The sequence below is a fragment of the Streptomyces sp. GbtcB6 genome (assembly GCF_019091475.1).
GTDB lineage: Bacteria > Actinomycetota > Actinomycetes > Streptomycetales > Streptomycetaceae > Streptomyces > Streptomyces hyaluromycini.
In genome coordinates this window covers 217284-241407 of sequence record NZ_JAGXJL010000006.1, presented here as the reverse complement: position 1 = coordinate 241407, position 24124 = coordinate 217284, and the positions used below count along the sequence as shown (strand labels likewise).

Here is a 24124-nt window from a genome sequence, read left to right as displayed (position 1 = left end):
GGGTGTGTGCCGGCCATGTCCGCGGGGACGGTCCGCTTCGGCTCCCGCCTGGCTGCCGGGCGGCGTGTGACGGCCCGGGAAAGACGGGGACACAGCCGCCGAGGTCCCGGAAGGACCGGGGCCGCCCCGGCGCCGCCGCGACACCACATCGGGTCCGGGCATGACCAACCGGCGCCCGTGTACTAGAGTTATCTCGACATCGAGATATCTGCCCAGGCGCACCGTAGCTGCCAGTCTAGTAAGGCATGCCTAACTTAGCCTGACCTTACTGGATCGGCCAAGTCGGCGTGGCGGCACGATTGACGGTGGTACGCGCACATCAATGAAGGAGACTGTCGTGTCGGCGAACAGCTTCGACGCCCGCAGCACGCTGCAGGTGGGCGACGAGTCGTACGAGATCTTCCGGCTGGACAAGGTGGAAGGCTCGGCTCGCCTTCCGTACAGCCTGAAGGTGCTGCTGGAGAACCTGCTCCGCACGGAGGACGGCGCGAACATCACCGCCGACCACATCCGTGCCCTCGGCGGCTGGGACTCGCAGGCCCAGCCCAGCCAGGAGATCCAGTTCACGCCGGCCCGCGTGATCATGCAGGACTTCACCGGCGTCCCCTGTGTCGTGGACCTCGCCACCATGCGTGAGGCCGTGAAGGAGCTCGGCGGCGACCCGGCGAAGATCAACCCGCTGGCCCCGGCCGAGCTGGTCATCGACCACTCCGTCATCGCCGACAAGTTCGGCACCAACGACGCCTTCAAGCAGAACGTCGAGCTGGAGTACGGCCGCAACAAGGAGCGCTACCAGTTCCTGCGCTGGGGCCAGACCGCCTTCGACGAGTTCAAGGTCGTACCCCCGGGCACCGGCATCGTCCACCAGGTGAACATCGAGCACCTGGCCCGGACCGTCATGGTGCGGGGCGGGCAGGCCTACCCCGACACCCTGGTCGGCACCGACTCGCACACCACCATGGTCAACGGCCTCGGCGTCCTCGGCTGGGGCGTCGGCGGCATCGAGGCCGAGGCCGCCATGCTCGGCCAGCCGGTCTCCATGCTCATCCCGCGCGTCGTCGGCTTCAAGCTGACCGGTGAGCTGAAGCCGGGCACGACCGCCACGGACCTCGTCCTCACCATCACCGAGATGCTCCGCAAGCACGGCGTCGTCGGCAAGTTCGTCGAGTTCTACGGCGAGGGTGTGGCGGCCACGAGCCTCGCCAACCGCGCCACCATCGGCAACATGTCGCCGGAGTTCGGCTCCACCGCCGCGATCTTCCCGATCGACGACGAGACCCTGAAGTACCTCAGGCTCACCGGCCGTTCCGAGCAGCAGGTCGCGCTCGTCGAGGCGTACGCCAAGGAGCAGGGCCTCTGGCTGGACCCGAAGGCCGAGCCCGACTTCTCCGAGAAGCTGGAGCTGGACCTGTCGACGGTCGTCCCGTCGATCGCCGGCCCGAAGCGCCCGCAGGACCGTATCGTCCTCGCCAACGCCGCCGAGCAGTTCAAGGCCGACGTCCGCAACTACGTCGACACCGCCGACGAGGCGGGCAAGGAGTCCTTCCCGGCCTCCGACGCCCCGGCCTCCATCAACGGCGTCCCGTCCAACCCGGTCACCGTGACCGCCGCCGACGGCTCGACGTACGAGATCGACCACGGCGCGGTCACCGTCGCGGCCATCACCTCCTGCACGAACACCTCGAACCCGTACGTCATGGTCGCCGCCGCCCTGGTGGCCAAGAAGGCGGTCGAGAAGGGCCTGACCCGCAAGCCGTGGGTCAAGACCACCCTGGCCCCCGGCTCCAAGGTCGTCACCGACTACTTCGACAAGGCGGGGCTCACCCCCTACCTCGACAAGGTCGGCTTCAACCTCGTCGGCTACGGCTGCACCACCTGCATCGGCAACTCCGGCCCGCTGCCGGAGGAGGTCTCCAAGGTCGTCAACGACCACGACCTCGCCGTCACCTCGGTCCTCTCCGGCAACCGGAACTTCGAGGGCCGGATCAACCCCGACGTCAAGATGAACTACCTGGCCTCCCCGCCGCTGGTCGTCGCGTACGCGCTCGCGGGCTCCATGAAGGTGGACATCACCAAGGACGCCCTCGGTACCGACCAGGACGGCAAGCCGGTCTACCTGTCGGACATCTGGCCGACCGAGGCCGAGGTCAACGACGTCGTCGCCAACGCGATCGGCGAGGACATGTTCAACAAGTCCTACGCCGACGTCTTCGCCGGTGACGCCCAGTGGCAGTCGCTGCCGATCCCGACCGGCAACACCTTCGACTGGGACCCGCAGTCGACCTACGTCCGCAAGCCCCCGTACTTCGAGGGCATGCAGCACGAGCCGTCGCCGGTCACCGACATCGCCGGCGCCCGCGTCCTCGCCAAGCTCGGCGACTCGGTCACCACCGACCACATCTCGCCCGCCGGTGCCATCAAGGCCGACACCCCGGCCGGCAAGTACCTCACCGAGCACGGTGTGGAGCGTCGTGACTTCAACTCCTACGGCTCCCGCCGAGGCAACCACGAGGTCATGATCCGCGGCACGTTCGCCAACATCCGCCTGCGCAACCAGATCGCGCCGGGCACCGAGGGCGGCTACACCCGCGACTTCACCCAGACCGACGCGCCGGTGGCGTTCATCTACGACGCCTCCCGCAACTACATCGAGCAGGGCATCCCGCTGGTCGTCCTGGCCGGCAAGGAGTACGGCTCCGGTTCGTCCCGCGACTGGGCCGCCAAGGGCACCGCGCTGCTCGGCGTCAAGGCCGTCATCGCCGAGTCGTACGAGCGCATCCACCGCTCGAACCTGATCGGCATGGGCGTGCTGCCGCTGCAGTTCCCGGAGGGCGCCACCGCCGAGTCCCTCGGCCTGACCGGCGAGGAGACCTTCTCCTTCACCGGTGTCGAGGAGCTCAACAACGGCACCACCCCGCGCACGGTCAAGGTCACCACCGACACGGGCGTCGAGTTCGACGCGGTCGTCCGGATCGACACCCCCGGTGAGGCCGACTACTACCGCAACGGCGGCATCATGCAGTACGTGCTGCGCAGCCTGATCCGCAAGTAAGGGATTCGGTACGGCAGTCGGGGCCGCGTTCCTGTGGAGGGAGCGCGGCCCCGCACTGTTCCGCCGCTCCGCTACAGCCAGCCGCGCTGAGCGGCCCGCAGACCGAGCTGGAAACGGCTCGCAGCCCCGAGCCGTTCCTGCAGGTCGCTCACCCGCCGCCGCAGCGTTCGCAGACTCACCCCCAGATGACGGGCCACCGCCTCGTCCTTCATCCCGGCCCCCAGCAGCCGTGTCAACGTCTGCTCGTCCTCGGAGAGTTCGCCGTTCCCTTCGGGCCGGCCGAGCGGAGTCGCCTGCTGCCAGGCCAGCTCGAAGAGCTTCTGCAGCGCCTCGGTGACCGCCGAGTGCCATACGACGACGGCGCAGTAGCCGCCCGCCGCGGACGAGGTCAGCGGGAGCATCGCGCGGCGTCCGTCGACCACCAGCAGCTTGAGCGGCACGGACGGCAACACCCGTGCCTGCTCGCCGAGTTCGACCATCTTCCAGGCGCGGGACAGAGTGTTCGGATCCTCCAGGCCGCTGGCCGCGTAGACGCCGCGTGAGACGATCCCGCGCTTCAGCAGATCGGCCTGGAGGTTCACCTGCGGTGCGGGCGGGGCGAGGTACGGCGGAGTGTCGAAAAGGCACACCTCGTGCTCGGCACGGGCGTACATCTCCTCCAGACGGGCCGCGATGGCACCCTCGCCGGAGGCCACCTCGATCAGCCGGGACGGCTCCTCGCGCAGCAGCCCGGCCTCGTACGCTGTGGCCATCTCCTCGGCGGTGGCGGCCAGCAGTTCGGACTCCGTCTCGCGCCGCCGGATCAGCGCACGGATCGCCACCCGCGGGTCGACCGCTCGTAACCCGCCCATGGAGTCCGGCGGTTGGAGCAGACCAAGGGTGAGCAGCCGGTTGCACGCCTCTCGCAGCTGGGCCGGGGTCGCCCTGGTCAGCAGCGCCCAGCCGGCCGCGCCGGCGTCGGGCTGATGCAGAATCGCCCGGTACACCATCTCGTCGAAGGCGGAGACCCCCACCGCGGCCCAGGGGCTCGCGGCAGGGGTCTGTCTTGCAGGATCTTGTGCCGTGTTCACCATGGCTCGCCACGGTAGAGGTGCTTTGTTAAGAATCCTTACAGTGGCTCGGGCCGTCGCTCACTTCAGGCCGAACGCCCGCAGCACGGTCAGGTCGATCCCGTTGCCGTCCCGGTCGGCGGCCCGCACCCGCAGCGACACCGTCTCAGCACCCTTCGCCGGCTTGAACCGCGCCGTGCCGTTCTTGACCTTCACCTCCTTCCAGGACGTGCCGTCGTCGTAGGAGACCCAGGCCTTCAGGCTGCTCGCCCGCACGCTGCCCAGCTGGTTCGCGACCGGCAGCCCGATCTCCACCGCACGCCTGCGGTCGGCCCGGTTGAGGAGGTCGAGGCCCTTCGGGCTGATGCCGACCGTGAGCAGCGGCAGCGCCGTCTTCGTATCGGTGTGCGCCGAGGAGAAGGTCCACTCGGTGTGCGTGCTCGTCGAGTACCTGGCCCAGGCCGCCCTGCGCTGCACGTCCAGTTCGAAGCGGTACGCGGCCCGGTCCGCCGTCACGTCGAAGGTGCCGTACCCGCCGAGCGTCGAGTCGCCGACCAGCTGCCCGTCCGCGTAGAGCTTGCCCTTCGCGGTGTTGTCGGTGCCGTCGACGGCTCCGTAGTGGCCCGGCGTGGAGTCGGCCAACTCCGGCACCCGGAAGGTGAGTTTGTCTCCGTCACGGACGGAGAGCCCGTACTCCTCGCTGCTTCCCGGCCGGACGACCTGGCGCAGCCAGTTCTCGGCGGGCTCCCTGCCCGGTTCGCCGAAGGTCCGCAGCGGGCTCCACTCGCCCTTGTACGCCGTCCAGTTCGGATAGACGACGTGCCAGGTACGGGTGTCGGGGTCGACGTAGTAGTACTCGTCGCGTTCCGTGCCCAGCTGCGTGTAGACGCTGGTCTCGACGCCGAAGAGCTGCCAGGGGCGGAAGGTGTACAGGGTGTCCGCGCCCATCTCGCCGGCCGTGGCCCCGTAGTAACGGGCTTTCCGCTGCACCGTGTCGGACTTGTCCAGGGTGTAGGTCTGGTTCGCGGTGATGGCTCCGCTCTGCGCGGCGAGCAGGTTGTAGACGTACGGGCTGACCGGCGTACCGCTCAGCTTCAGGGTGACCTTCTTGCCGGTCTTCAGCAGGCCGGCGAGCTCGGCGCCCTCCTCGCCGGTGGCGATCATCAGCGGGACGCTGGTCGCGCGGTCCACGGCCTCGATCCAGAAGCCGGGTGTCTTGCGGTACGCGATGAGGTAACCCGCCCCGGCCTTGGTCGCGTTGTCCAGGGCGGTCTGTGCCCGTTCCGTGGCGCCGAGCCCGACGACCGCCACCTTGCCCCTGACGTCGAGCCCCGCGAAGTCGGCCTCGGTACCGCCGCCCGCGTCCACCGCCTCGACCTTGTGATCACCGCTGATCTTCAACGGGAAGTCGTTGTACGTCTGCGAGTAGTAGAGCGAGGACAGCGCGGTCTTCTCCGGGCTGGTGACGCTCGCCGTCAGCTCTTTCGCGTACAGGCGGAACTTGGCGTAGAAGTCCAGGGTGCCCACGGTGACCTGCTGGGTCGGTGCCACATAGACGTGCGTGGTCCAGAAGCCCTGGCTGTAGGTGAGCCCCCAGGCGCTGCCCGGCCCCGCGCGGTGCCAGTTGGTGCTGAAGCCCCGGAACTCGGAGTCCTGTTTGGTCTTCGGTTTGATCTCGACCGCCTCGCGGGCGTCGAGGACGACCGAGGTGTCCCCGTCGACCTTGATCTCGGGGTTGCCGACGACCGAGGTGCCGACGGCCAGGCCGCCCGCGTCCCGGTCCGGGATCCAGGTCGCGATGGAGTAGGTGCCGGCCGGTACCTGCCAGGTCCAGCCGGTGCCGATGAAGCCGTACTCGTCGGGGTAGGCGCCGTTCAGCTCCTGGAGCGTGTAGATCGACGCTCCGGTGGACGGGTTGCCCTCGCGGTCCACGAGGGAGACCTTGAGGTTGTACGTCTTCGGCGCCTTCTCGAAGCCGACGCCCGTGGTGACCTGGATGCCGTCGGCGGTCGCCGTGACATGGCCCGAGTACCGGCCCTGGGCTTCCTGCGCGGGGTCGACGCCGACCGGAACCGAGGCGGTCCCGTGCGCGGGCACGGTCAGGGTGTCCGCGCCCAGTGTGAGGTCGGCGAGCGACGACGAGAGCTTCAACTCCACCGCGCTGTCGGTGGTGTTGGTGTAGGTGATGTCCTTGCTGACGGCCCCGGTGTCACCGTCCTCGAACCTGCCGAAGCTCAGTGTCGGGGTCGCGAAGACGTCCTGCTCGACGGCGCGTACCGCGTCGACGCGGCCGTCGCCCTGCTCGAACACGGAGTCGTCGGGATTCGTCTTCGCGGTACTGGCGAGGGCCTCCTTGATCTGCTCGCCCGTCCAGTCCGGATGCGCCTCGGCGACCAGCGCCGCCGTGCCCGCGACATGCGGGGTCGCCATCGAGGTGCCGCTCGCCGTCGTGTAGTAGTCGTCGACCGGCGTACCACCAGGCATGCTGGTGCCTGCGGCGCGGGCCGCCGTGATGTTCACGCCCGGCGCGGTGATCTCCGGCTTGACCGCGTAGTCGCCGATGCGCGGACCCCGGCTGGAGAACGAGGCCAGCTGGTCCGACTTGTCGACCGCGCCCACCGTCAGCGCGGAGTCGGCGATGCCCGGGGTGCCCACGGTCTGCTCGCCCGGCCCCGCGTTGCCCGCCGCGATCACGAACAGCGTGCCGGTGTCCGCGGACAGCTCGTCGACGGTCTCACTGAGCACGTCAGAGGGGCCGGACGCCGTACCGCCCAGGGACATCGAGACGATCTTCGCACCGGAGTGCGCCGCCCACTCCATGCCCGCGATGATCCAGGAGGACTGACCACTGCCCGTGTTGTCCAGCACCTTGCCGACCAGCAGCTGGGCGCCCGGCGCCACCCCCTTGTACCGGCCGCCCGAGGCCGCGCCCGAGCCGACGATCGTGGACGCCACATGGGTGCCGTGGCCGAAGCCGTCCTGCACCGTCTCGTCCGGTACGAAGCTCTCCGAGCCGGCGATCTTCCCGGCCAGGTCCGGGTGCCCGAGGTCCACGCCGGTGTCCAGGACCGCGACCTCGACGCCCGTGCCGTCGTAGCCCGCCTGCCACACCTCGGGCGCGCCGATCTGCGGCACGCTCACGTCGAGGGAGGCCTTCACCCTGGCGTCCAGCCAGATCTTGTCGATGCCGTCACCGAGCCGCCGCGCGGCCTTCGCGGTCGGCTCGGTGCCCAGCGGCGGGGCGATGTCCGACCAGAACGCGGTCGACTTCTTCGCGCTGAGCGCCGCACCGTCGATCCCGGGCAGCGCCAGCGTCCGGCGCGTACCTTCGGGGGTCTCGGAGCCCTTGGTGTACGTCGCGATGACCGGGGTGCTGCCGGTCTTCGCGTCCGTGTACCCCTGTGCGACCAGCTGGGAGACGTTGAACAGAGCAGGGTCGAGACGGCCCGCCTTGATCAGCGGGATGGCGTCCGCCGGCAGGACGCTGATCTCGCCGTCCTTCTCGCTCGACAGGAAGGTGGCGGCCTCACGGCCCTTGCCGCGCCGGACGTCGACGGCCTTCTTGCCGTCCGGTCCGACGGCGAGGGTCACGGTGTCGCCGGTGATGAGGGTGACGGTCTGCGGTGGGGTGGTGGTGCTCTGACCCGTGAGGGGTGTGACGGGTGTGGTGACCGGGGACCCCGGAGCGGCTGTCGCGGGCATGACAGCCCCCGCGAGCAGTCCGGCCGCTCCTGCCACGGCCCACAGGGCGTGGAGTCTTCGCATGGGTGGACGTCCTCCCCTGAACGTGGAAACGCTTCCGCCCGGTAAGCGGAAGCCAGAGATCAGAGTGGGCGCCGGGTCGGCGGCGGCTCAAGGGAACACGGTGGCCGGAGCGTGCCAATGCCCGCTTCGGCCAGGAGAGTTGGCGCAAACGCCCCGCCTGACGGACCCGGCCGCGGCCGGTCGCCCCCGGCCCTCGCGTCCGCATTCCGGCCCCCGCGCCCGTCCTGTCCCACGGCTTCGGCTCAGCGGGAACACAGCATTCCCCCAGGAGACCGGCACAGACTTGCTACATGTCTGCCACCGCAGCGGCCCGAACCGGCCGAGTCCGCGTCCTGATCGTCGACGACGAGCCCGGTCTCACCGAGCTGCTCTCCGCCGCCGTCGCCGACGCGGGCTGGCGGCCCTACCCCGCGCTCGACGGACAGACGGCCCTGCGGCTGGCCCGCGGCTGCGCCCCGCACGCGGTGGTGCTCGACGGCATGCTGCCCGACCTCGACGGCCTCCAGGTACTGCGCAGACTCCGCTACGAGATGCCGAGGCTGCCCGTCCTGATGCTCACCGCCCGCGACGCCATCGAACACCGTATCGACGGCCTGGAGGCCGGGGCCGACGACTACGTCACCAAGCCCTTCTCCCTGGAGGAGGTCGTGCTGCGGCTGCGCGGACTCCTGCGCCGGGCCGGCACCGAACAGCCGCCCGCCGACGACTCGGTACGGGTCCTCGGCGACCTGGTGCTCACCGGCGAGTCCCGCGAGGTGCAGCGGGCCGGCACCCCGGTCAAGCTCACCGCCAAGGAGTTCGACCTGCTCAGCCTGCTCCTGGACCATCCGCGCCAGGTGCTCAGCAAGGCCCAGATCCTCGACCACGTCTGGAGCACCTCCTTCGACGGAGGCGGCAACCTCGTCGAGGTCTACATCTCCAGCCTGCGCCGCAAGATCGACCGGGGCCGGGCGCCGATGATCCACACTGTGCGCGGTATGGGCTACGTCGTCCGGCCCGTGGAGGAGAGCAGATGACCGCCCGGCTGCGGAGCCGGTCGCTGCGCACGCGACTGCTCGTCTTCATCACCGCCGTCCTCGTCTGCGTGTGCGCCGCGATGGCCCTGACCACGGTGTTCGCCCAACGCGCCTATCTGATGGGCAACCTGGACAACCAGGTGAGCGACGCGGCCGAGCGCGGCGTCGGCGGCGCCGCCCTGCACCCGGACCTCACCCGCGACCTGACCTTCCTCAACGAGAGCGGCCACCCGGCCGGCATGCTCGCCGCCCGCCTGGACGCCGAGGGCGACATCATCAACGCGGCCGTCGTCAGCCAGGACGCGCCCCCGCGTTCCCTCAGCACCGCCCAGACCAGCGCCCTCAAGGGCCTCGCACAGGACGGCTCCACCCACACCCGCCAGGTCCCCGGCCTGGGCACCTACCGGGTCACCGCCCTGAACGCGAGCGGTGTCCGCGTCCTGGCCGGGCTCCCCATGGACGACGTACTGGACACCATCAGCGGCCTGGTGGAGGTCGAGAGCGTGGTCGCCGGCGTCGGCCTCACGGTCGCGGGATGCGTGTGCGCGGTGGTGATACGACGGCAGCTGCGCCCCCTCGGCCGGGTCGCCGCCACCGCCGTCGAGGTCTCCCGCGCGCCCCTGGGCCGGGGCCAGGTGACCGGCCTGACCCGGGTGCCCGAACGGGACACCGACCCCGGCAGCGAGGCCGGCCAGGTCGGCGCCGCCCTCAACCGCATGATCGACCACGTCGAGGCGTCCCTGACGGAACGCCAGCGCAGCGAGGAACAGGTGCGCCGGAGCGAGGAGCGCATGCGGCGGTTCCTCGCCGACGCCAGCCACGAACTGCGCACCCCGCTCGCCTCGATCGCCGGGTACGCCGAGCTGATGAACCGCGGCACGGACCGTATCGAGCCCGGCCTGGCCTGGCGCCGCGTCAACGCCGAGTCGGCCCGGATGCGCAGCCTGGTGGAGGACCTGCTGCTGCTGGCCCGCCTCGACGAGGGCCGTCCGCTGCAGTCCGCCGAGGTGGACATGGCCGCACTGGTCGCGGAGGCCGTGTGGGACGCGCGGGCGGCCGGCGCCGGGCACCTCTGGCAGCTCGAACTCGACCTGGACGGCCCGTCGCTGGTGCTCGGCGACGAGGCCCGCCTGCACCAGGTGGTGGCCAACCTGCTGGCCAACGCGCGGGTCCACACCCCCGTCGGCACCACCGTGACCGCCTCGGTCGAAGTCACCTCGACCACCTGCGTGGTCCGGGTCCGCGACGACGGCCCCGGCATCCCGCCCGACCTCCTCCCGACCGTCTTCGAACGCTTCACGCGGGCCGACACCTCCCGCACCCGCGCCGGTGTCCTGGAGGGCGGCTCGGGCCTGGGCCTCGCGATCGTCTCGGCCATCACGACGGCCCACGGCGGCCGCATCGAGGTGGAGAGCACCCCGGGCCGCACGGAGTTCACCCTGGAACTCCCGGTCACCGAACTCCCGCCGACCGGAACGGCGATCAGCGCCCGCACGGCACCCGTGTAGCAGAGCACCGTGCGGGCGGACAGCCGGATCGCTAGGGAGTGGTCGTGAACGTGTCGAAGTCGGCCTCGCCGGTGGTGCCCGAGGCGTGCGAGGTCTGGGTGAGGCCGACGTCCTGGGTGGCCGCGGCGGTCGGGACGGTGATGGTGCCGACCAGGTTCCAGGTGGCGTCGTCGGTGGAGTAGTAGCCGCTGTACGTGGTGCCGTCACGGACCAGCTTCAGCCACGACGGGTAGACGGCGGTGCCGGTGGAGTCCTGGGAGTCCAGCTTGCCGTCGCCGTCGCTGTCCCAGTCGAGGAGGTAGCCGTTGGCGGGGGTCGCGACCAGGGCGAGATAGCCGGCGGAGGTGTCGGGCTGGGTGATGTCGTTGCGGACCATGATCCCGGCCTTCGCCCAGACGCTCGTGTTCGACTGGGAGTCGAGCTTCACGGTGGTCACGGAACCGTCGTGCTCGGCCCCCGGCAGATAGACCGTGCCGTACTCGTTGGTGCCGTTGTACAGGTCGGCGCCCTGGGCGCGGATGCCGAGCCGGCTGCCGGACTCGCTGAAGCTCGCCGTGGTGGAGGCGAACGTCCGGTACGGGGCCGTCACCTGGTGGTTGACGGTGATCGTGTCACCGGCGGTGAGCCCGGTCCTCCCGTCCGACCGGAAGCGGTAGGCAGCCGTCCCCTGGAAGTCGCTGGAGGCGAAGAGCTCCGCCGAGGGCGGGATGGCGACGGAGTAGGTGGCCTTCAGCGCGTGGCCGCCCCGGATCGTCCGGGCCGACGTCGGTGAATGCGTGGTGATCTTCGTGCCGGACGGCCCGGTGAGGGTCAGGCCGGTGTCGGTGATCGGCCGCGACCCGTTGTCGGACAGGACCGCGGTCACGGTACGCGTGGTGCTGTCGCTCGACGCGGGGGCCCAGTTCAGCGCCAGCGAGACGTCCGGAGCCGCGGCCACCGTGTGGCGGCTGGGGTGCACCCGGTACAGGACCACGCCGTGCGGCGGCACGTTCGCGGCGATCCGGCCCGCGGACTCGGTCAGCTGCTGGTTCCACAGCTCCCGCAGGGCGTAGTCGCGCGTCGCGGGCAGGCCCAGCGCGGCCGCCGTCGTGGCGACCTCCCGCGGAGCCGAACCGGTGTTGAACAGGCCGACCACGACATCCCCGTCGGGCTCGGTCTTGGCGAACACCTGGGAGTTCGGGTCCGAGGAGATCCGCTTGGCGTCGATGCCGTCCTGGTCGACCGCGAGCACGTCGGTGTTCTTCAGCAGGGCGAGGTCGGCCGGGTCGAGGTGGGTCAGATCGGTGCCGAGAACGAGTGGGGAGGCGGCCAGCGACCACAGGCTCATCTGCGTCCTGCGCTCGTCGGGGGTCAGGCCGTTGTGGTCGCCGTTGCCGATTTCCAGGGAGTCGTAGTCGTTGTACCCGCCGGGACCGCCGTACGGGGCCCACGCGGCGACCTGGTCGAACCGCGAGGCGACCGAGGCCCAGGTGGTCAGCGGATAGCTGCTGTCGTCCGGTCCGCAGTAGCACTCGATGTCGCCGCCGGTGCGCCAGCCGTTGGACAGCTTGGCCCAGGTGGCCGCGTTGTTGATGTCGAGGTTGTTGGACAGCTCCAGATGGATGGGCCGCCCGGTGTGCTTCAGAGCGTCCGACCAGGCCTGGACGTCCTGCTGGTCGGGGGTGCCGACACCGTCGATCTTCAGATAGTCGATGCCCCAGCCGGCGAACTGACCGGCCCAGGAGTCGATGAAGGACTGCGCGCCGGGCTTGGTGTAGTCGATGCCCACCATGCCGCCGCAGTTGTAGTTGTTCTCCGTCGTCGAGGTGGCGATGTCCCGGGCGTGGTACGCGGTTCCCTTGATCGCGGTGTTCTGCGCGACCGCCTGCTGGGAGATGCCCGGAGTGACATAGAGCCCGAACTTCAGCCCGAGGGAGTGGACATAGTCGGCGACGACCTGGATGCCGTTCTCCCCACCGCGGGGCGGGAACTTGGCGGGGTCGGTGACCCAGCGGCCGTACTGGTCGACGTCCGGCCCCTGGCTGCCCGGGCACTGGTACCAGAAGTCGTCGACGTTGGCGTAGACGAAACCGTTCTTCGCCAGGCCGCTGGTCTTGAGGGCCTTCGCCTGTGCCTCGATGGTCTGCGCGGTCGGATTGCGCCGGACGAAACTCCAACTGCTCCACCCGAGCACGGGCTTGAGTCCGACACCGTTGTCATCGGCTTGCGCCGGCTGGCCGCCGGTCGCGGTGATTCCCATCGTGAGCAGCAGTGCTCCGGTGAACGCGGCTACTACCCCGCGTATCTGTCTTCTCATGAGTTCTTCCTCCATCGCAGCGCCCTGACAGCGCGACGGTCGGTATCGGAAGGCCGATGACTCAGAAACCGTCAAGAACCAACCCCATGGCCGCGTCAAGTGAACATGACCGAACGCCAGTCACCACATAGCGCGCTTGGCCAAAAATGAGTCAAGTCTGTGGGCCCGCTATGGCCGCTGACTGCCCAGCAGCCGCGCCTGCTCCCGCTTCAGTTCGCCGAAGCCCCGGCGGGCGTATGCGGCCAGTTCCTCGCTGGGGAACGGCACGAGCGACAGATGTTCCGAGAAGTCGCCCCGCGCCCAGCGCGCCGACGTGATCTCGTATCCCGCCGCATGCGCACACAACTCCAGCAGCAGCGGCGGCATCTCCGGCTCCCGCAGCGGATCGGCCCGCCCGACGGCGAGATCACGCAACTCCCGCAGAACCGGCAGGAACACGGTCGTCACCCACAGCCGCCACTCGGCCGGCTCGTCGTCGTTCGGCGGAGCCGCGTCGCTGAAGGGGGAGGTGCCGCCGGGCCGGGCGTGTCGCTCGACGGACGCGGCGAAGACGCGGCCGTTGGCCTCTGTCAACGCGAAGAACGGCCCGTAGAAGTCGCTGAGTTGCCGATTCACCCGGGCGAGCCGCTCCTGCCGCTGGGTCAGCCGCAGGCCGTTGAGGTAGGTGGCGAGGTACCCGGCGAAGGCGAGTGCGACTGTGACGGCGGCTGCGATCATGCGCCGATCGTATGGGCGTGATCAGAATCCGACGAGGGCGTCGAGGCCGATCTGGACGGGAAACGGCAGCTCGGTGACGAGCTTGGCGTGCCACGCCGTTTACAGCCGCCCCCGTCCGCGCTAGCTTCACAGGGGAGTGGGGTGGGAGCGCTCCCATATGCATCGGCGGACCGGAACCCGCCGGCGCGTCGGGCCCGCTTCCACCCCGCGTTCGTCTCCGTGACCCGCGCACGACCGTTCACCCCACACAGAGGTAGATCTGTCATGCCTATGACAAGTGCACGATCTCCGTACCGTCTGCCCCGATTACCCCTCCCCACCCGGGGCCGGGCCCTGTTCCTCACCCTCCTCGCCCTGCTCACCGCCATCCCCGCCCTCGCCCTGGTCCTGGCCGCCGGCACCCCGGCCCAGGCGCACGGCACCCCCATGAAACCCGGCAGCCGTACCTTCCTGTGCTGGCAGGACGCGCTCACCGACACCGGGGAGATCAAGCCCGTCAACCCGGCCTGCAAGGCGGCCCAGCAGGTCAGCGGGACCACGCCGTTCTACAACTGGTTCTCGGTGCTGCGCTCGGACGGCGCCGGCCGCACCCGCGGCTTCGTGCCCGACGGTCAGCTGTGCAGCGGTGGCAACCCCAACTTCACGGGCTTCGACCTGCCCCGCGACGACTGGCCGGTCACACATCTGACCTCCGGCGCCACCGTCGACTTCTCCTACAACGCCTGGGCGGCGCACCCGGGTTGGTTCTACGTCTACGTCACCAAGGACGGCTACGACCCGACCCAGCCGCTCACCTGGGACGACATCGAGGACACGCCGTTCCTGACCGTCGACCACCCGCCGCTCAACGGCACCCCGGGCACGGTCGAGGCCAACTACTCCTGGACCGGGCAGCTTCCGGCCAACAAGACCGGGCGGCACATCATCTACATGGTGTGGCAGCGCTCGGACAGCGCGGAGACCTTCTACTCCTGCTCGGACGTCGTCTTCGACGGCGGCAACGGCGAGGTCACCGGCATCCACGACCCGGGCAACCCCACCGAACCCCCGCCCGGCACCTGCACCGCCACCCGGACCACGACCAACAGCTGGCCCGGCGGCTACCAGTCCGAGGTCACCGTCACCAACAGCGGTGATGTGGCGATGCTCGGCTGGATGGTCGACTGGACGCTCCCCGGCGGCCAGTCGGTGGCCAGCCTCTGGAACGGCAACGCGACCTACAGCGGACAGGACGTGATGGTCCACAACGCCGACTGGAACGGCTCGCTCAGTCCCGGGCAGAGCACGACGTTCGGCTACGTCGTCCAGGGCGACGGCGGGGACAGCGCAACCGGCCTGCCGTGTCAGGTCGGTTGACGTACGCGATCGGCTCTGGGCGGACCCGGTGTCGGTGCGCACCGGGTCCGCGAGCCGGGCAGGCGAGGGGGGGTAGGCCTGTCCGGGTGGGAGTTGCTCGAAGTGCCTCGTACGTGTCCTGCTGTGCGGCTTGTGTCGACGCTGTGACGAGCGACAACGTTGTCTCATGGTCTGTACATGACTTTACCGTCTCAACCGACAACGATGTCAAGGTATTTCGGATCGCCCGACCGAGTGAACCGGGCCAGTGCCCTCCGCGGCATGCGCGGTCTTCCGTGCTACCGGTGGCGCACGTTACTGTCCCTGCGGCTTGTGCGACCTGTGGTGCGCGACCCGTCCGGAGGAGGAAGGGCCGCGTCATGCGTTTCCGACCCATGTCCCTGCTGCTGGCCGCGGTACTCGCGGCCGGCGGCTCCCCCACGCTCGGCTTCGCTCGCGCGGGGGGACCCCCATCCCCCGCCCTGGCGGCGACCGCCAGCGCACCCCCCGAACTGGTCAAGGACCCCACAGCGTACGTCGATCCGCTGATCGGCAGCAGGAACGGCGGCGACACCTTCCCGGGCGCCGTCGTGCCGTTCGGCATGCTCTCCTGGAGCCCGGAGAACACCAGAGGCGACGCGACGAGAACGGCCGCACCGGGCGGCTACCAGTACGACGCCACCCGCATCCGCGGCTTCAGCCTGACCCACATGTCCGGCACCGGCTGCGCGGGCGGCAGCGGCGACATCCCGTTCTTCCCGTACGCCGGCGAGGTCACCTCGTCCCCGGCGACCGACACCAAGGACGCCGTCTACGCCTCCGACTTCAGCCACGCCGACGAGACCGCCGAGCCCGGCCACTACCAGGTGGGCCTCGCCTCCGGCGTCACCGCCGACCTCACCGCGACCACCCGTACCGGCTCGGCCCGTTTCACCTACCCGGCCGACAAGCCCGCCTCCCTGCTGATCCGCACCGCCAACTCCGAGGTGGGCTCGGCTGATTCGACGGTCTCCATCGACCCGGACACCCGCACGGTCTCGGGCTCGGTCACCTCCGGGGACTTCTGCGGCTATCTCGACCCCGAGGGCCAACGCTCCTACTACACCCTCTACTTCACCGCCCACTTCGACCGCGCCTTCACCGCCACCGGCACCTGGCAGGACGACAGGCTGAGCCCCGGTTCGACCACCGCCTCCGGCGGCACCGGCGGCTTCCCGGCGAACGGCGGGCGGCCCGTCGCCGGCAAGGGGGCCGGTGGATACGTGCAGTTCGCGCCCGGCTCGGGCCCGGTGAACGTCAAGGTCGGTATCTCGTACGTCAGCCGGGCCGCCGCCGAGGCGAACCTGAGGGCGGAGAACCCGCCGCGACGCTCCTTCGACGCCGTCCGCGACGCGGCCCACCGCGCCTGGCGCGAGCGCCTCGGCGCCATCCGCGTCGGCGGCGGCACCGACGCCGACCGCACCACCTTCTACACCGCGCTCTACCACTCCCTCTTCCACCCCGACGTCATCAGCGACGCCGACGGCCGCTACCGGGGCAGCGACGACAAGGTCCACCGTGTCGCCCGCGGCCACCGGGCGCAGTACGGCACCTTCTCCGGCTGGGACGTCTACCGCGACCAGGTCCAGCTGCTCACCCTCCTCGACCCGCGCACCGGCTCGGACATCGCCCAGTCGCTCTACGAACTCGCCCGGCAGAACGGCGGGGTCTGGGACCGCTGGCTGCACGGCGCGAGCGGCACCCACGTCATGAACGGCGACCCGTCGCCGACCGCCCTCGCCGGCATCCGTGCCTTCGGCGGCACCGGCTTCGACCTGAAGGGCGCGCTGGACTCCCTGGTGAAGGCGGCGACGGTCCCGACGGCCCAGGATCTCTCGGCGGCCGGCAAACCGGTGCTGTCGGTCGGCCAACGCCCGTCCCTCGACAAGTACCTGGACGAGCACTACATGCCGTCCGTGTCCAACGCCTGGGGCGGCGCCGCCGAGACCCTGGAGATGTCCACCGCCGACTTCTCCCTCTCCCAACTCGCTGCGGCGGCGGGGGAGAAGAGCACCGCCGCGACCTTCGCCGACCGCTCCCAGTGGTGGCAGAACAACTTCAACATCGCCGCCGACCCCAGCGGCGGCTACATCGCCAACCGCAAGGCGGACGGCAGTTGGGTCACCGGGTTCACCCCGGGCACCGGCAACGGGTTCGTGGAGGGCACCGCCGCCCAGTACACCTGGATGGTCCAGCACAACCCGGCCGGGCTCTTCGCCGCGATGGGCGGCACCGACCAGGCCCTCGCCCGCCTCGACGCCTTCTTCCACGACAGCGACGGCGGCTGGGCCTTCACCGGCAGCGGCGGCGACAAGTCCGAGCTGGACAACGAGCCCTCGCTCAACGTGCCCTACCTGTACGACTACGCCGGGGCCCCCTACAAGACGCAGGAGACCGTCCGTGCCGCGATGACACAGCTCTGGTCGACGCAGCCCGGCGGCATCCCCGGCAACGACGACCTCGGCGCCATGTCCTCCTGGTACGTCTTCTCCGCGCTCGGCATGTACCCGCAGGTCCCCTCCCGTGCCGAACTCGTCCTCGCCTCACCCCTGTTCGAGCGCGTCGAGATCGACCGCCCGGACGGAAACGACATCTCGATCCACGCGACGGGAGCGGCCGCCGGCGCCCCGTACGTCCAGTCACTGAAGGTCAACGGCCGTACCAGCGACCGCCCTTGGCTCGACAGCTCGTTCGTCCGCGACGGCGGCCGGCTCGACTACACCCTCTCCACCACCCCGAACCGCACCTGGGGTGTCTCCTCCGCGCCCCCGTCCTTCCGCCAGGGCGAGCAGCCGTACCAGATCGGCGTCGGTCCCACGGCCGCGACGATCACCCCCGGTGACAGCGCGAAGGTGGACATCCGTGCGCTCTCCCTGACGGGCGGCACCGGCCCGGAGGTCCGCTTCCGCGTCGAGACCCCGGACGGCGTCACGGCCACCCCCGCCGAGGGCACGATGACCGACGGCTCCCAGCAGCTCACCCTCACCACCGCCCCCGACACCCCGCAGGGCTACTACGACGTACGGGTCACGGTGACCTCCGCCAACGCCTCCTACTCCCAGCCGGTCGCCCTCACCGTCGCCTCGCCCGGCACCCTCCTCGCCGCCTACGACAACACCGGTGTCTCGGACGACTCCGGCGACCACGACGAGGCCGACTTCGACGGTGGCGGCTGGAGCTACTCCCGCCAGGCCCTCGCGGCGGCCGGCCTCACCGCGGGCGGCCAGGGCACGATCGACGGCCTCGCCTACACCTGGCCCAACGCCCCGGCAGGCCGCCCCGACAACGCGACGGCCGCCGCCCAGACCATCGAACTCCCCACTCCCGCAGCCAGGTTGTCCTTCATCGGCAGCGCCACCAACGGCAACCAGCCCGCCCGGGCGACCGTCACCTACACCGACGGCACGACCGACACGATCGACCTCTCCTTCACCGACTGGACCATCGGCGGTGGCGGCGGAACCGTCCAGTACGGCAACGAGATCGTGGCGAAGACCGCGTACCGCAATGTCGCGGGCGCGGACAAGGACCCGGTGGCGACCTACGTCTTCGCGACCAGGCCGTTCACGGCCCCGGACGGCAGGACCGTCAAGAGCGTCCGCCTCCCCGGGAACAGCGACCTGCACGTGTTCACTCTCGCCACCGGCTGAGCCGGACAAGAGAGAGGGGGCGGACCCGAACGGGCCCGCCCCCCTTTCCGTGCCGCTGTCTCAGGCCAGCAACTCCACCTCCGCCAGCGTCGATTCACCGTCCAGGACGAGCCGGTAGTGCGCGTACGCCCCCGGTTTCTGGATCGTGAACGCCCTTGTCTGGAGGTCCCAGGCGAAGGTCTCGCCCGAGCGGTGGTCCACTGTCTTCCAGTCGGTGCCGTCCGTGGAGGCCTGGAGGGTCCAGCCCGTCGGGGCCTTCGTGTGGTCCGACGGGGAGGTGAGGGTGTACTGGATGCCCTTGGCCGACCTGGTCACCGGCAGGTCAACCGACGTCACCGCCTCCTGCGTCGCCGAGGTGTTGTCGAACAGGGCGCCGTTGGCCTTCAGGACGTCCGCGCGCGGGGTCGGGACCTTGTCGTCCTTGGTGATCGAGACGGGGGCGGCGTCCTTGCCGGTGCCCCACGTCGACGGCTTCGGGCCCATCGTGAAGTCGATGACACCGCCCTTGGAGATCAGGGAGTTGGGCAGCGAAGTCGACGTCCAGATGCGGCCGTTGACGCGGACGCCCTGGACGTAGACGTTCTGCGCGCTGTTCCTCGGCGCCCGGATCACCAGGTCGTGGCCGTTCTCCAGGTGGACCGTCGCCTTCTTGAACAGCGGGGAGCCGATCGCGTAGTCGCCGCTGCCCATCACCAGCGGGTAGATGCCGAGGGCCGAGAAGAGGTACCAGGCCGACTGCTCGCCGTTGTCCTCGTCGCCGTGGTAACCCTGGCCGATCTCGCTGCCGAGGTAGAGCCGGGAGAGCGCCTCACGGACGTAGGCCTGCGCCTTCCAGGGCTCGCCGGCCGCGTCGTACATGTAGATGACGTGGTGGGCGACCTGGTTGGAGTGGCCGTACATGCCCATCCGGACGTCCCGGGCCTCGGTCATCTCGTGGATGACCCCGCCGTACGAGCCGACGAAGTCGGGGGAGGCCGTCTCGGGCGTCGCGAAGAACTCGTCCAGCTTGTCCGCGAGGCCGGAGCGGCCGCCGTACAGGTTGGCGAGGCCCCGGCTGTCCTGCGGGGCGGTGAAGGCGTAACCCCAGCCGTTGGTCTCGGTGTAGTCGTAGCCCCACACGCGCGGGTCGTACGCCGACGAGTCCACCCGCCAGCCGCCCTGGGCGTCCTTGCCCTGGAAGAAGCCGGCCTTGGAGTCGAAGAGGTCGACGTAGTCCTGGGCGCGGTTGAGGAAGTAGTCCGACTCCTCCTTGTAGCGCTTCTCGCCCGTCTTCGCGTAGAGCGCCTTGCCCATCTCGGCGATGCCGTAGTCGTTGACGTATCCCTCCATCGCCCACGACAGGCCCTCGCGGGTGTCGTCGCTGGTGTAGCCGAGGAAGGGGGAGGTGGACATGCCCTTGCGGCCGACGCCCGAGGAGGGCGGGACCACCGTCGCGTTCTTCAGGGCCGCGTCGTAGGCCGCCTTCGCGTCGAACTTCACGCCCTTGACGTACGCGTCCGCGAACGCCACGTCCGAGGAGGTGCCGGTCATCAGGTCGGCGTAGCCGGGGGAGGACCAGCGCGAGGTCCAGCCGCCGTCCTTGTACTGCTGCACGAACCCGTCGACCATCTCACCGGCCTGACCTGGTGTCAGCAGTGAGTACGCCGGCCAGGTCGTGCGATAGGTGTCCCAGAAGCCGTTGTTGACGTACACCTTGCCGTCCACGATCTTCGCGCCGGTGTGCGTCGGGGTGTCCTGGCTGGTCATCGGGGAGAAGGGGGAGGCGTACTGGTACGTCGAACCGACCTTCTCGAAGCCGGAGTTGGGGTACAGGTACAGCCGGTACATGCTGGAGTAGAGGGTGGTCAGCTGGTCCGCCGTGGCGCCCTCCACCTCCACCTTGCCGAGCAGCTTGTCCCAGACCTTCTGGGCCCGCGCCTTCACCGTGTCGAAGGTGGTGCCGTCCGGGATCTCCTGGCGCAGGTTGTCCTTGGCCTGGTCGACGCTGATGAGGGAGGTGGCCAGGCGGAGCGTGACGGTGTGGTCGGAGCCCGCGTCGAAGCGCAGGTAGCCCTTGACCCCGCTGGAGTCCCCGGCCGTCACCGGCTTGTCGAACACGCCGTAGACGAAGAGGCGGGTCGCGCCCGTCGACAGGCCCGACTTGACGTCCGAGTACCCGGTGACGATCCCGTGTTCCTTGTCGAGGGTCAGGCCCGCCTGCTCGGTCACGTTGTCGAAGATCACGCTCGCGTCGTCGCCCGGGTAGGTGAAGCGCAGCGCGGCCGCGTGGTCGGTGGGTGTTATCTCGGCCTTGAGGCCGTTCTCGAACGTGACCCCGTAGTAGTACGGCCGTGCGGTCTCGTTCTCGTGCCGGAAGGCCAGTTCGCGGGCGTCCCGGCCGGTGTCCGGGGTGCCGGCCGCGACGGACGGCATCAGCTGGAAGGTCTGCCGGTCGCCCATCCAGGGGCTCGGCTCATGGCTCGCGCTGAACGCCTGGATCGTCGGCAGGTTGTCGTCGTTGTTCGCCCGTGCGTACTCGTACAGCCAGCTCTCCGAGGACGCGTTGGTCACCGGCGTCCAGAAGTTGAAGCCGTGCGGCAGGGCCGTGGCCGGGAAGTTGTTGCCGCGCGAGAAGCTGCCGCTGGAGTTGGTGCCGCGGGTGGTCAGCGCGTAGTCGGACAGATGCGCCTTCGGCTTCTCCGGGGCCACCGGCTTCAGGGACACGTCGTCGATCCAGCCGCGGAACTTGGCCGGCCCGGCGGGGGAGTCGTAGCCCACCAGGATCCGGTCGACCGTCTTGCCGGCCGCGACCGAACCGATCACCGACGAGACGTTGTTCCACTGGTTGACGTACAGCGCCTTCGACGCGCCCTGCGCGCGCGGCGACAGCCCGAACCCGTGCTGGTCGACGGCCCCGAGGCCGCTCAGATAGGTGCCGTCCGTGAAGGCCAGGTCCACCGCCACGTTCGTGGCGTCGTAGTCGAGGTCGCCGTCGGCCATCGACGGGAAGATCCGGTAGCCCAGCCGGGTGTCGCGGCCGACCTTGACGTTCACGTCGAAGACCTTGTTGTACGAGTACGCCCGGCCGCTCGCCGTGTGCCGTCCGGCGTATCGCAGTGCGTGCGTTCCGGTGAACCCGGCCCGCGCCTTCGCGGTAGGCGAGCCGCTCGGGCCCCTGTCGACCAGCGAGAGCATGTCCTGGGGCACCGGCCCGCCGCTGCCGCCCGTGGAGAACTGGACGTCGGCGATCTGCAGGATGTCCGAGGCGCCGTTGTTCTTCGTCACGTCGAGCCTGAAGTGCTGGTACTCGGCGGGCGCGGAGAGGTCGTACGACTTGGTCTGGAACCGCTCCGAGAAGGACTCGCCGGTCCGGGTGTCGACGGTCTTCCAGTCCTTGCCGTCCGTCGAGCCCTGGAGGGTCCAGTCCTTCGGGTCGCGCTCGTCGTAGTCGTTCGCCGAAGTGAGGGCGTAGGTCACCAGTTTGATGGGCTTGTCGAAGTCGAACTCGACCCAGCCGGTGGGCTCGAAGGTGAGCCACTTGGTGCCCGGCTCGCCGTCGACGAGGTTCTCCTTCACCTCGCCCGCGCCGGTGTTCTCGCCGCTCGCCCGTACGTCGGTCACATGGTCGGTGACATTGCCGGGGATGCCGGTGCTGTAGCCGCCGTCCACGCCCGCGGCGCGCGGTGCGCCACTGGGGTCGGTGTCCACGGTGTCGGTCCAGTCCGGTGACGGATCGCCAGACTCGAACGAGGATGCGAACTGTGTCGCGGCGGCCGGTGCCTTCGCCGGCAGGGCGACCGCGGTTCCCTGGGAGCCCAGGGTCATGACTACGGCGGCCGCGATCACGACCGCCGTACCAGATCCGTGTCCTGTTCTTCGCTGCGTTCTCCGCTGCATCACAACGGGTACCCTCCCTGCCACACGAGACAACGTTGTCAGCTGCTGGCGCAGGAACCAGTAGGTGGTCAAGTGGCCCGTGATGTCAAGGGTGTTGGCTGCGGCATTCAGGGGTGTATGTCGGCTCTTTTTCCGGCAAGGCGTACAGAGATCGCTCATATTTCCGACAGGTCTCAACTAGGAAAAGACCCATGGGCAACCTTGCATTCGATCTTGCCCCGCTGGCGGAAAGTGGACTATACCTGTCGGCGTTTCCCGCATGACTTCCTGCACGACCCAGCACTACCCGACCGCGGTGCCGGGGAGGATCCGGTTCACCGCCTGAGTCCTGGAGAAGGCGTGGACTTGAGCATGGGATCCCCTTCCGCAGCGAACCATGGTTCCGAGGGTGTCGGCCGCCGCGATCTGATCAAACGTTCGGCCGCACTCGGCCTGATTTCGGTACCCACCGTCGGATTCCTCTCCGCCTGTGCCAGCAGTGGCGGCGGCGGTCAGTCCAAGGACAAGGCCGGCAAGAAGACGGCCAAGAACCCGCTGGGCGTCAACGAGACCGCGCAGATGGAATTCGTCCTCTTCGACGGCGGTTTCGGCAAGGAGTACGCCCAGGACGCGGTGAAGATCTACGAGAAGAACTTCCCGAAGGCCAAGGTCAAGTTCTCCGCCACCCAGAAGATCCAGTCCACTCTCCAGCCGCGCTTCAACCAGGGCACCCCGCCGGACCTCATCGACAACTCCGGCGCCGAGCAGATGGACATGGGTGTGCTCGTCGGCAAGAACCAGCTGGCCGACCTCACCCCGCTGCTCGACGCGCCGTCGTACGACGACCCGAACAAGAAGGTCCGCGACACGCTGCGCCCCGGCATCGTCGAGATGGGCCAGTTCGACGGCGACCCGGTCTGGATCATGTACTACGCCTACACGGTCTACGGCGTCTGGTACTCGCAGAAGGCCCTGGACTCGCTCGACGCGGAGTACCCGCAGACCTGGGACCAGATGATCGCCGTCTGCGAGAAGGCCAAGAAGAAGGGCATGGCCGGCTGGACCTACGCGGGCAAGTACCCGTACTACATCCCCTTCTCGCTCTACCCGATGATCGGCAAGGTCGGCGGCGTCGAAGTCCTGAACGCGATCGACAACCTGGAGCCCAACGCCTGGAAGCACCCGGCCGTCAAGGCGTGTTTCGAGGCCTACTACGAGCTCTACAAGAAGGGTTACATCCTCAAGGGCACCCCCGGCCTGGACCACATCCAGTCCCAGACCGCCTGGGCGCAGGGCAAGGCCCTGTTCATCCCGAACGGCTCCTGGGTGGAGAACGAGTCGGCGAACGTCATCCCCTCCGACTTCAACCTCGCCGTCTCCGCGCCCACCGGCATCGACAAGAACGACAAGATGCCGTTCGGCACCATCTGGGCCTCCGGCGGCGAGCCGTTCGTCGTCCCGGCCAAGGCCGCGAACGCCCAGGGCGGCATGGAGCAGTTGCGCATCATGCTCAGCGAGGCCTCCTCCAAGAACTTCACGACGAAGGTGAAGTCGCTGACCGCGTACAACGGCGGCACCGACGGCATCACCCTCACCCCGGGCCTCACCTCCGGTGTCGCCGCGCTGAAGCTGGCCGGGTCGAACGTGGTCAACCCGCGGCTCCAGGACTGGTACGTGCAGCTCCAGAAGGAGAAGATCGGAGTCGCCGGCCTCGGCGAGATGATGGCCGGCCGGCTCACCCCGGCGGAGGCCGTCAAGAAGATCCAGGGCTTCGCCGACGAGGCCGCCAAGGACACCACGATCAAGCACTACAAGCACCCGTAACACTCACCCTCACGGCAC

Annotated in this window: 11 protein-coding genes; 6 read left to right on the top strand and 5 right to left on the bottom strand. The window is 69.4% G+C overall.

Annotation, left to right across the window (positions count from 1 at the left end):
- Positions 1-337: 337 nt before the first annotated feature.
- On the top strand, positions 338-3052 hold the full coding sequence (acnA, locus tag KVT45_RS13370; RefSeq protein ID WP_308310714.1) for an aconitate hydratase AcnA: 2715 nt from the start codon (positions 338-340) through the stop codon (positions 3050-3052).
- A 71-nt stretch (positions 3053-3123) separates the two neighbouring features.
- Here the strand turns inward: acnA and KVT45_RS13365 are convergent, their stop codons facing one another.
- Both KVT45_RS13365 and KVT45_RS13360 read right to left on the bottom strand, forming a co-directional pair.
- Entirely contained in the window at positions 3124-4125 is a 1002-nt protein-coding gene (locus tag KVT45_RS13365; protein WP_217547204.1) for a response regulator transcription factor, read from the bottom strand.
- 57 nt (positions 4126-4182) lie between these two features.
- Positions 4183-7866 (bottom strand): S8 family serine peptidase, encoded by a 3684-nt coding sequence (locus tag KVT45_RS13360; RefSeq protein ID WP_217547202.1) that lies wholly within the window; start codon positions 7864-7866, stop codon positions 4183-4185.
- A gap of 290 nt (positions 7867-8156) precedes the next feature.
- Here KVT45_RS13360 and KVT45_RS13355 point away from each other — a divergent pair, with 290 nt between their 5' ends.
- Entirely contained in the window at positions 8157-8882 is a 726-nt protein-coding gene (locus tag KVT45_RS13355; RefSeq protein WP_217547201.1) for a response regulator transcription factor, read from the top strand.
- The gene (locus KVT45_RS13350; protein WP_217547199.1) at positions 8879-10390 is read left to right on the top strand and encodes a HAMP domain-containing sensor histidine kinase; all 1512 of its coding nucleotides are present in this window, start codon (positions 8879-8881) and stop codon (positions 10388-10390) included. The genes KVT45_RS13355 and KVT45_RS13350 overlap by 4 nt, the downstream gene beginning before the upstream one ends.
- A 31-nt stretch (positions 10391-10421) precedes the next feature.
- Here the strand turns inward: KVT45_RS13350 and KVT45_RS13345 are convergent, their stop codons facing one another.
- Positions 10422-12686: an NEW3 domain-containing protein gene (locus KVT45_RS13345; protein WP_254646707.1), complete on the bottom strand. Its 2265-nt coding sequence runs from the start codon at positions 12684-12686 to the stop codon at positions 10422-10424.
- Between the two features lie 168 nt (positions 12687-12854).
- On the bottom strand, positions 12855-13403 hold the full coding sequence (locus KVT45_RS13340) for a hypothetical protein (RefSeq protein ID WP_217547196.1): 549 nt from the start codon (positions 13401-13403) through the stop codon (positions 12855-12857).
- 264 nt (positions 13404-13667) lie between these two features.
- On the opposite strand from KVT45_RS13340, the gene KVT45_RS13335 reads away from it, so the two are divergent.
- Together KVT45_RS13335 and KVT45_RS13330 are read left to right on the top strand one after the other, a co-directional pair.
- Positions 13668-14759 carry a lytic polysaccharide monooxygenase gene (locus KVT45_RS13335; protein ID WP_308310713.1) on the top strand — a complete coding sequence of 364 codons (1092 nt, stop codon included), beginning with the start codon at positions 13668-13670 and terminating at the stop codon, positions 14757-14759.
- 359 nt (positions 14760-15118) lie between these two features.
- Complete coding sequence (locus tag KVT45_RS13330; protein ID WP_217547194.1) at positions 15119-18427, top strand: GH92 family glycosyl hydrolase; 3309 nt, start codon at positions 15119-15121, stop codon at positions 18425-18427.
- Between the two features lie 60 nt (positions 18428-18487).
- On the opposite strand, the gene KVT45_RS13325 is transcribed toward KVT45_RS13330, so the two are convergent.
- Positions 18488-22231, bottom strand: coding sequence for a GH92 family glycosyl hydrolase (locus tag KVT45_RS13325; protein WP_217547356.1), 3744 nt, complete (start codon positions 22229-22231; stop codon positions 18488-18490).
- Positions 22232-22654: 423 nt separating this feature from the next.
- Here KVT45_RS13325 and ngcE point away from each other — a divergent pair, with 423 nt between their 5' ends.
- Complete coding sequence (gene ngcE, locus KVT45_RS13320) at positions 22655-24106, top strand: N-acetylglucosamine/diacetylchitobiose ABC transporter substrate-binding protein (RefSeq protein WP_217547192.1); 1452 nt, start codon at positions 22655-22657, stop codon at positions 24104-24106.
- Positions 24107-24124: the final 18 nt, after the last annotated feature.

Coding starts and splice junctions, on each gene's coding strand:
- KVT45_RS13365 (WP_217547204.1), bottom strand. CDS start 4,125: ATGGTGAACACGGCACAAGATCCTGCAAGACAGACCCCTGCCGCGAGC.
- KVT45_RS13360 (WP_217547202.1), bottom strand. CDS start 7,866: ATGCGAAGACTCCACGCCCTGTGGGCCGTGGCAGGAGCGGCCGGACTG.
- KVT45_RS13355 (WP_217547201.1), top strand. CDS start 8,157: ATGTCTGCCACCGCAGCGGCCCGAACCGGCCGAGTCCGCGTCCTGATC.
- KVT45_RS13350 (WP_217547199.1), top strand. CDS start 8,879: ATGACCGCCCGGCTGCGGAGCCGGTCGCTGCGCACGCGACTGCTCGTC.
- KVT45_RS13345 (WP_254646707.1), bottom strand. CDS start 12,686: ATGAGAAGACAGATACGCGGGGTAGTAGCCGCGTTCACCGGAGCACTG.
- KVT45_RS13340 (WP_217547196.1), bottom strand. CDS start 13,403: ATGATCGCAGCCGCCGTCACAGTCGCACTCGCCTTCGCCGGGTACCTC.
- KVT45_RS13335 (WP_308310713.1), top strand. CDS start 13,668: ATGCCTATGACAAGTGCACGATCTCCGTACCGTCTGCCCCGATTACCC.
- KVT45_RS13330 (WP_217547194.1), top strand. CDS start 15,119: ATGCGTTTCCGACCCATGTCCCTGCTGCTGGCCGCGGTACTCGCGGCC.
- KVT45_RS13325 (WP_217547356.1), bottom strand. CDS start 22,231: ATGACCCTGGGCTCCCAGGGAACCGCGGTCGCCCTGCCGGCGAAGGCA.
- ngcE (WP_217547192.1), top strand. CDS start 22,655: ATGGGATCCCCTTCCGCAGCGAACCATGGTTCCGAGGGTGTCGGCCGC.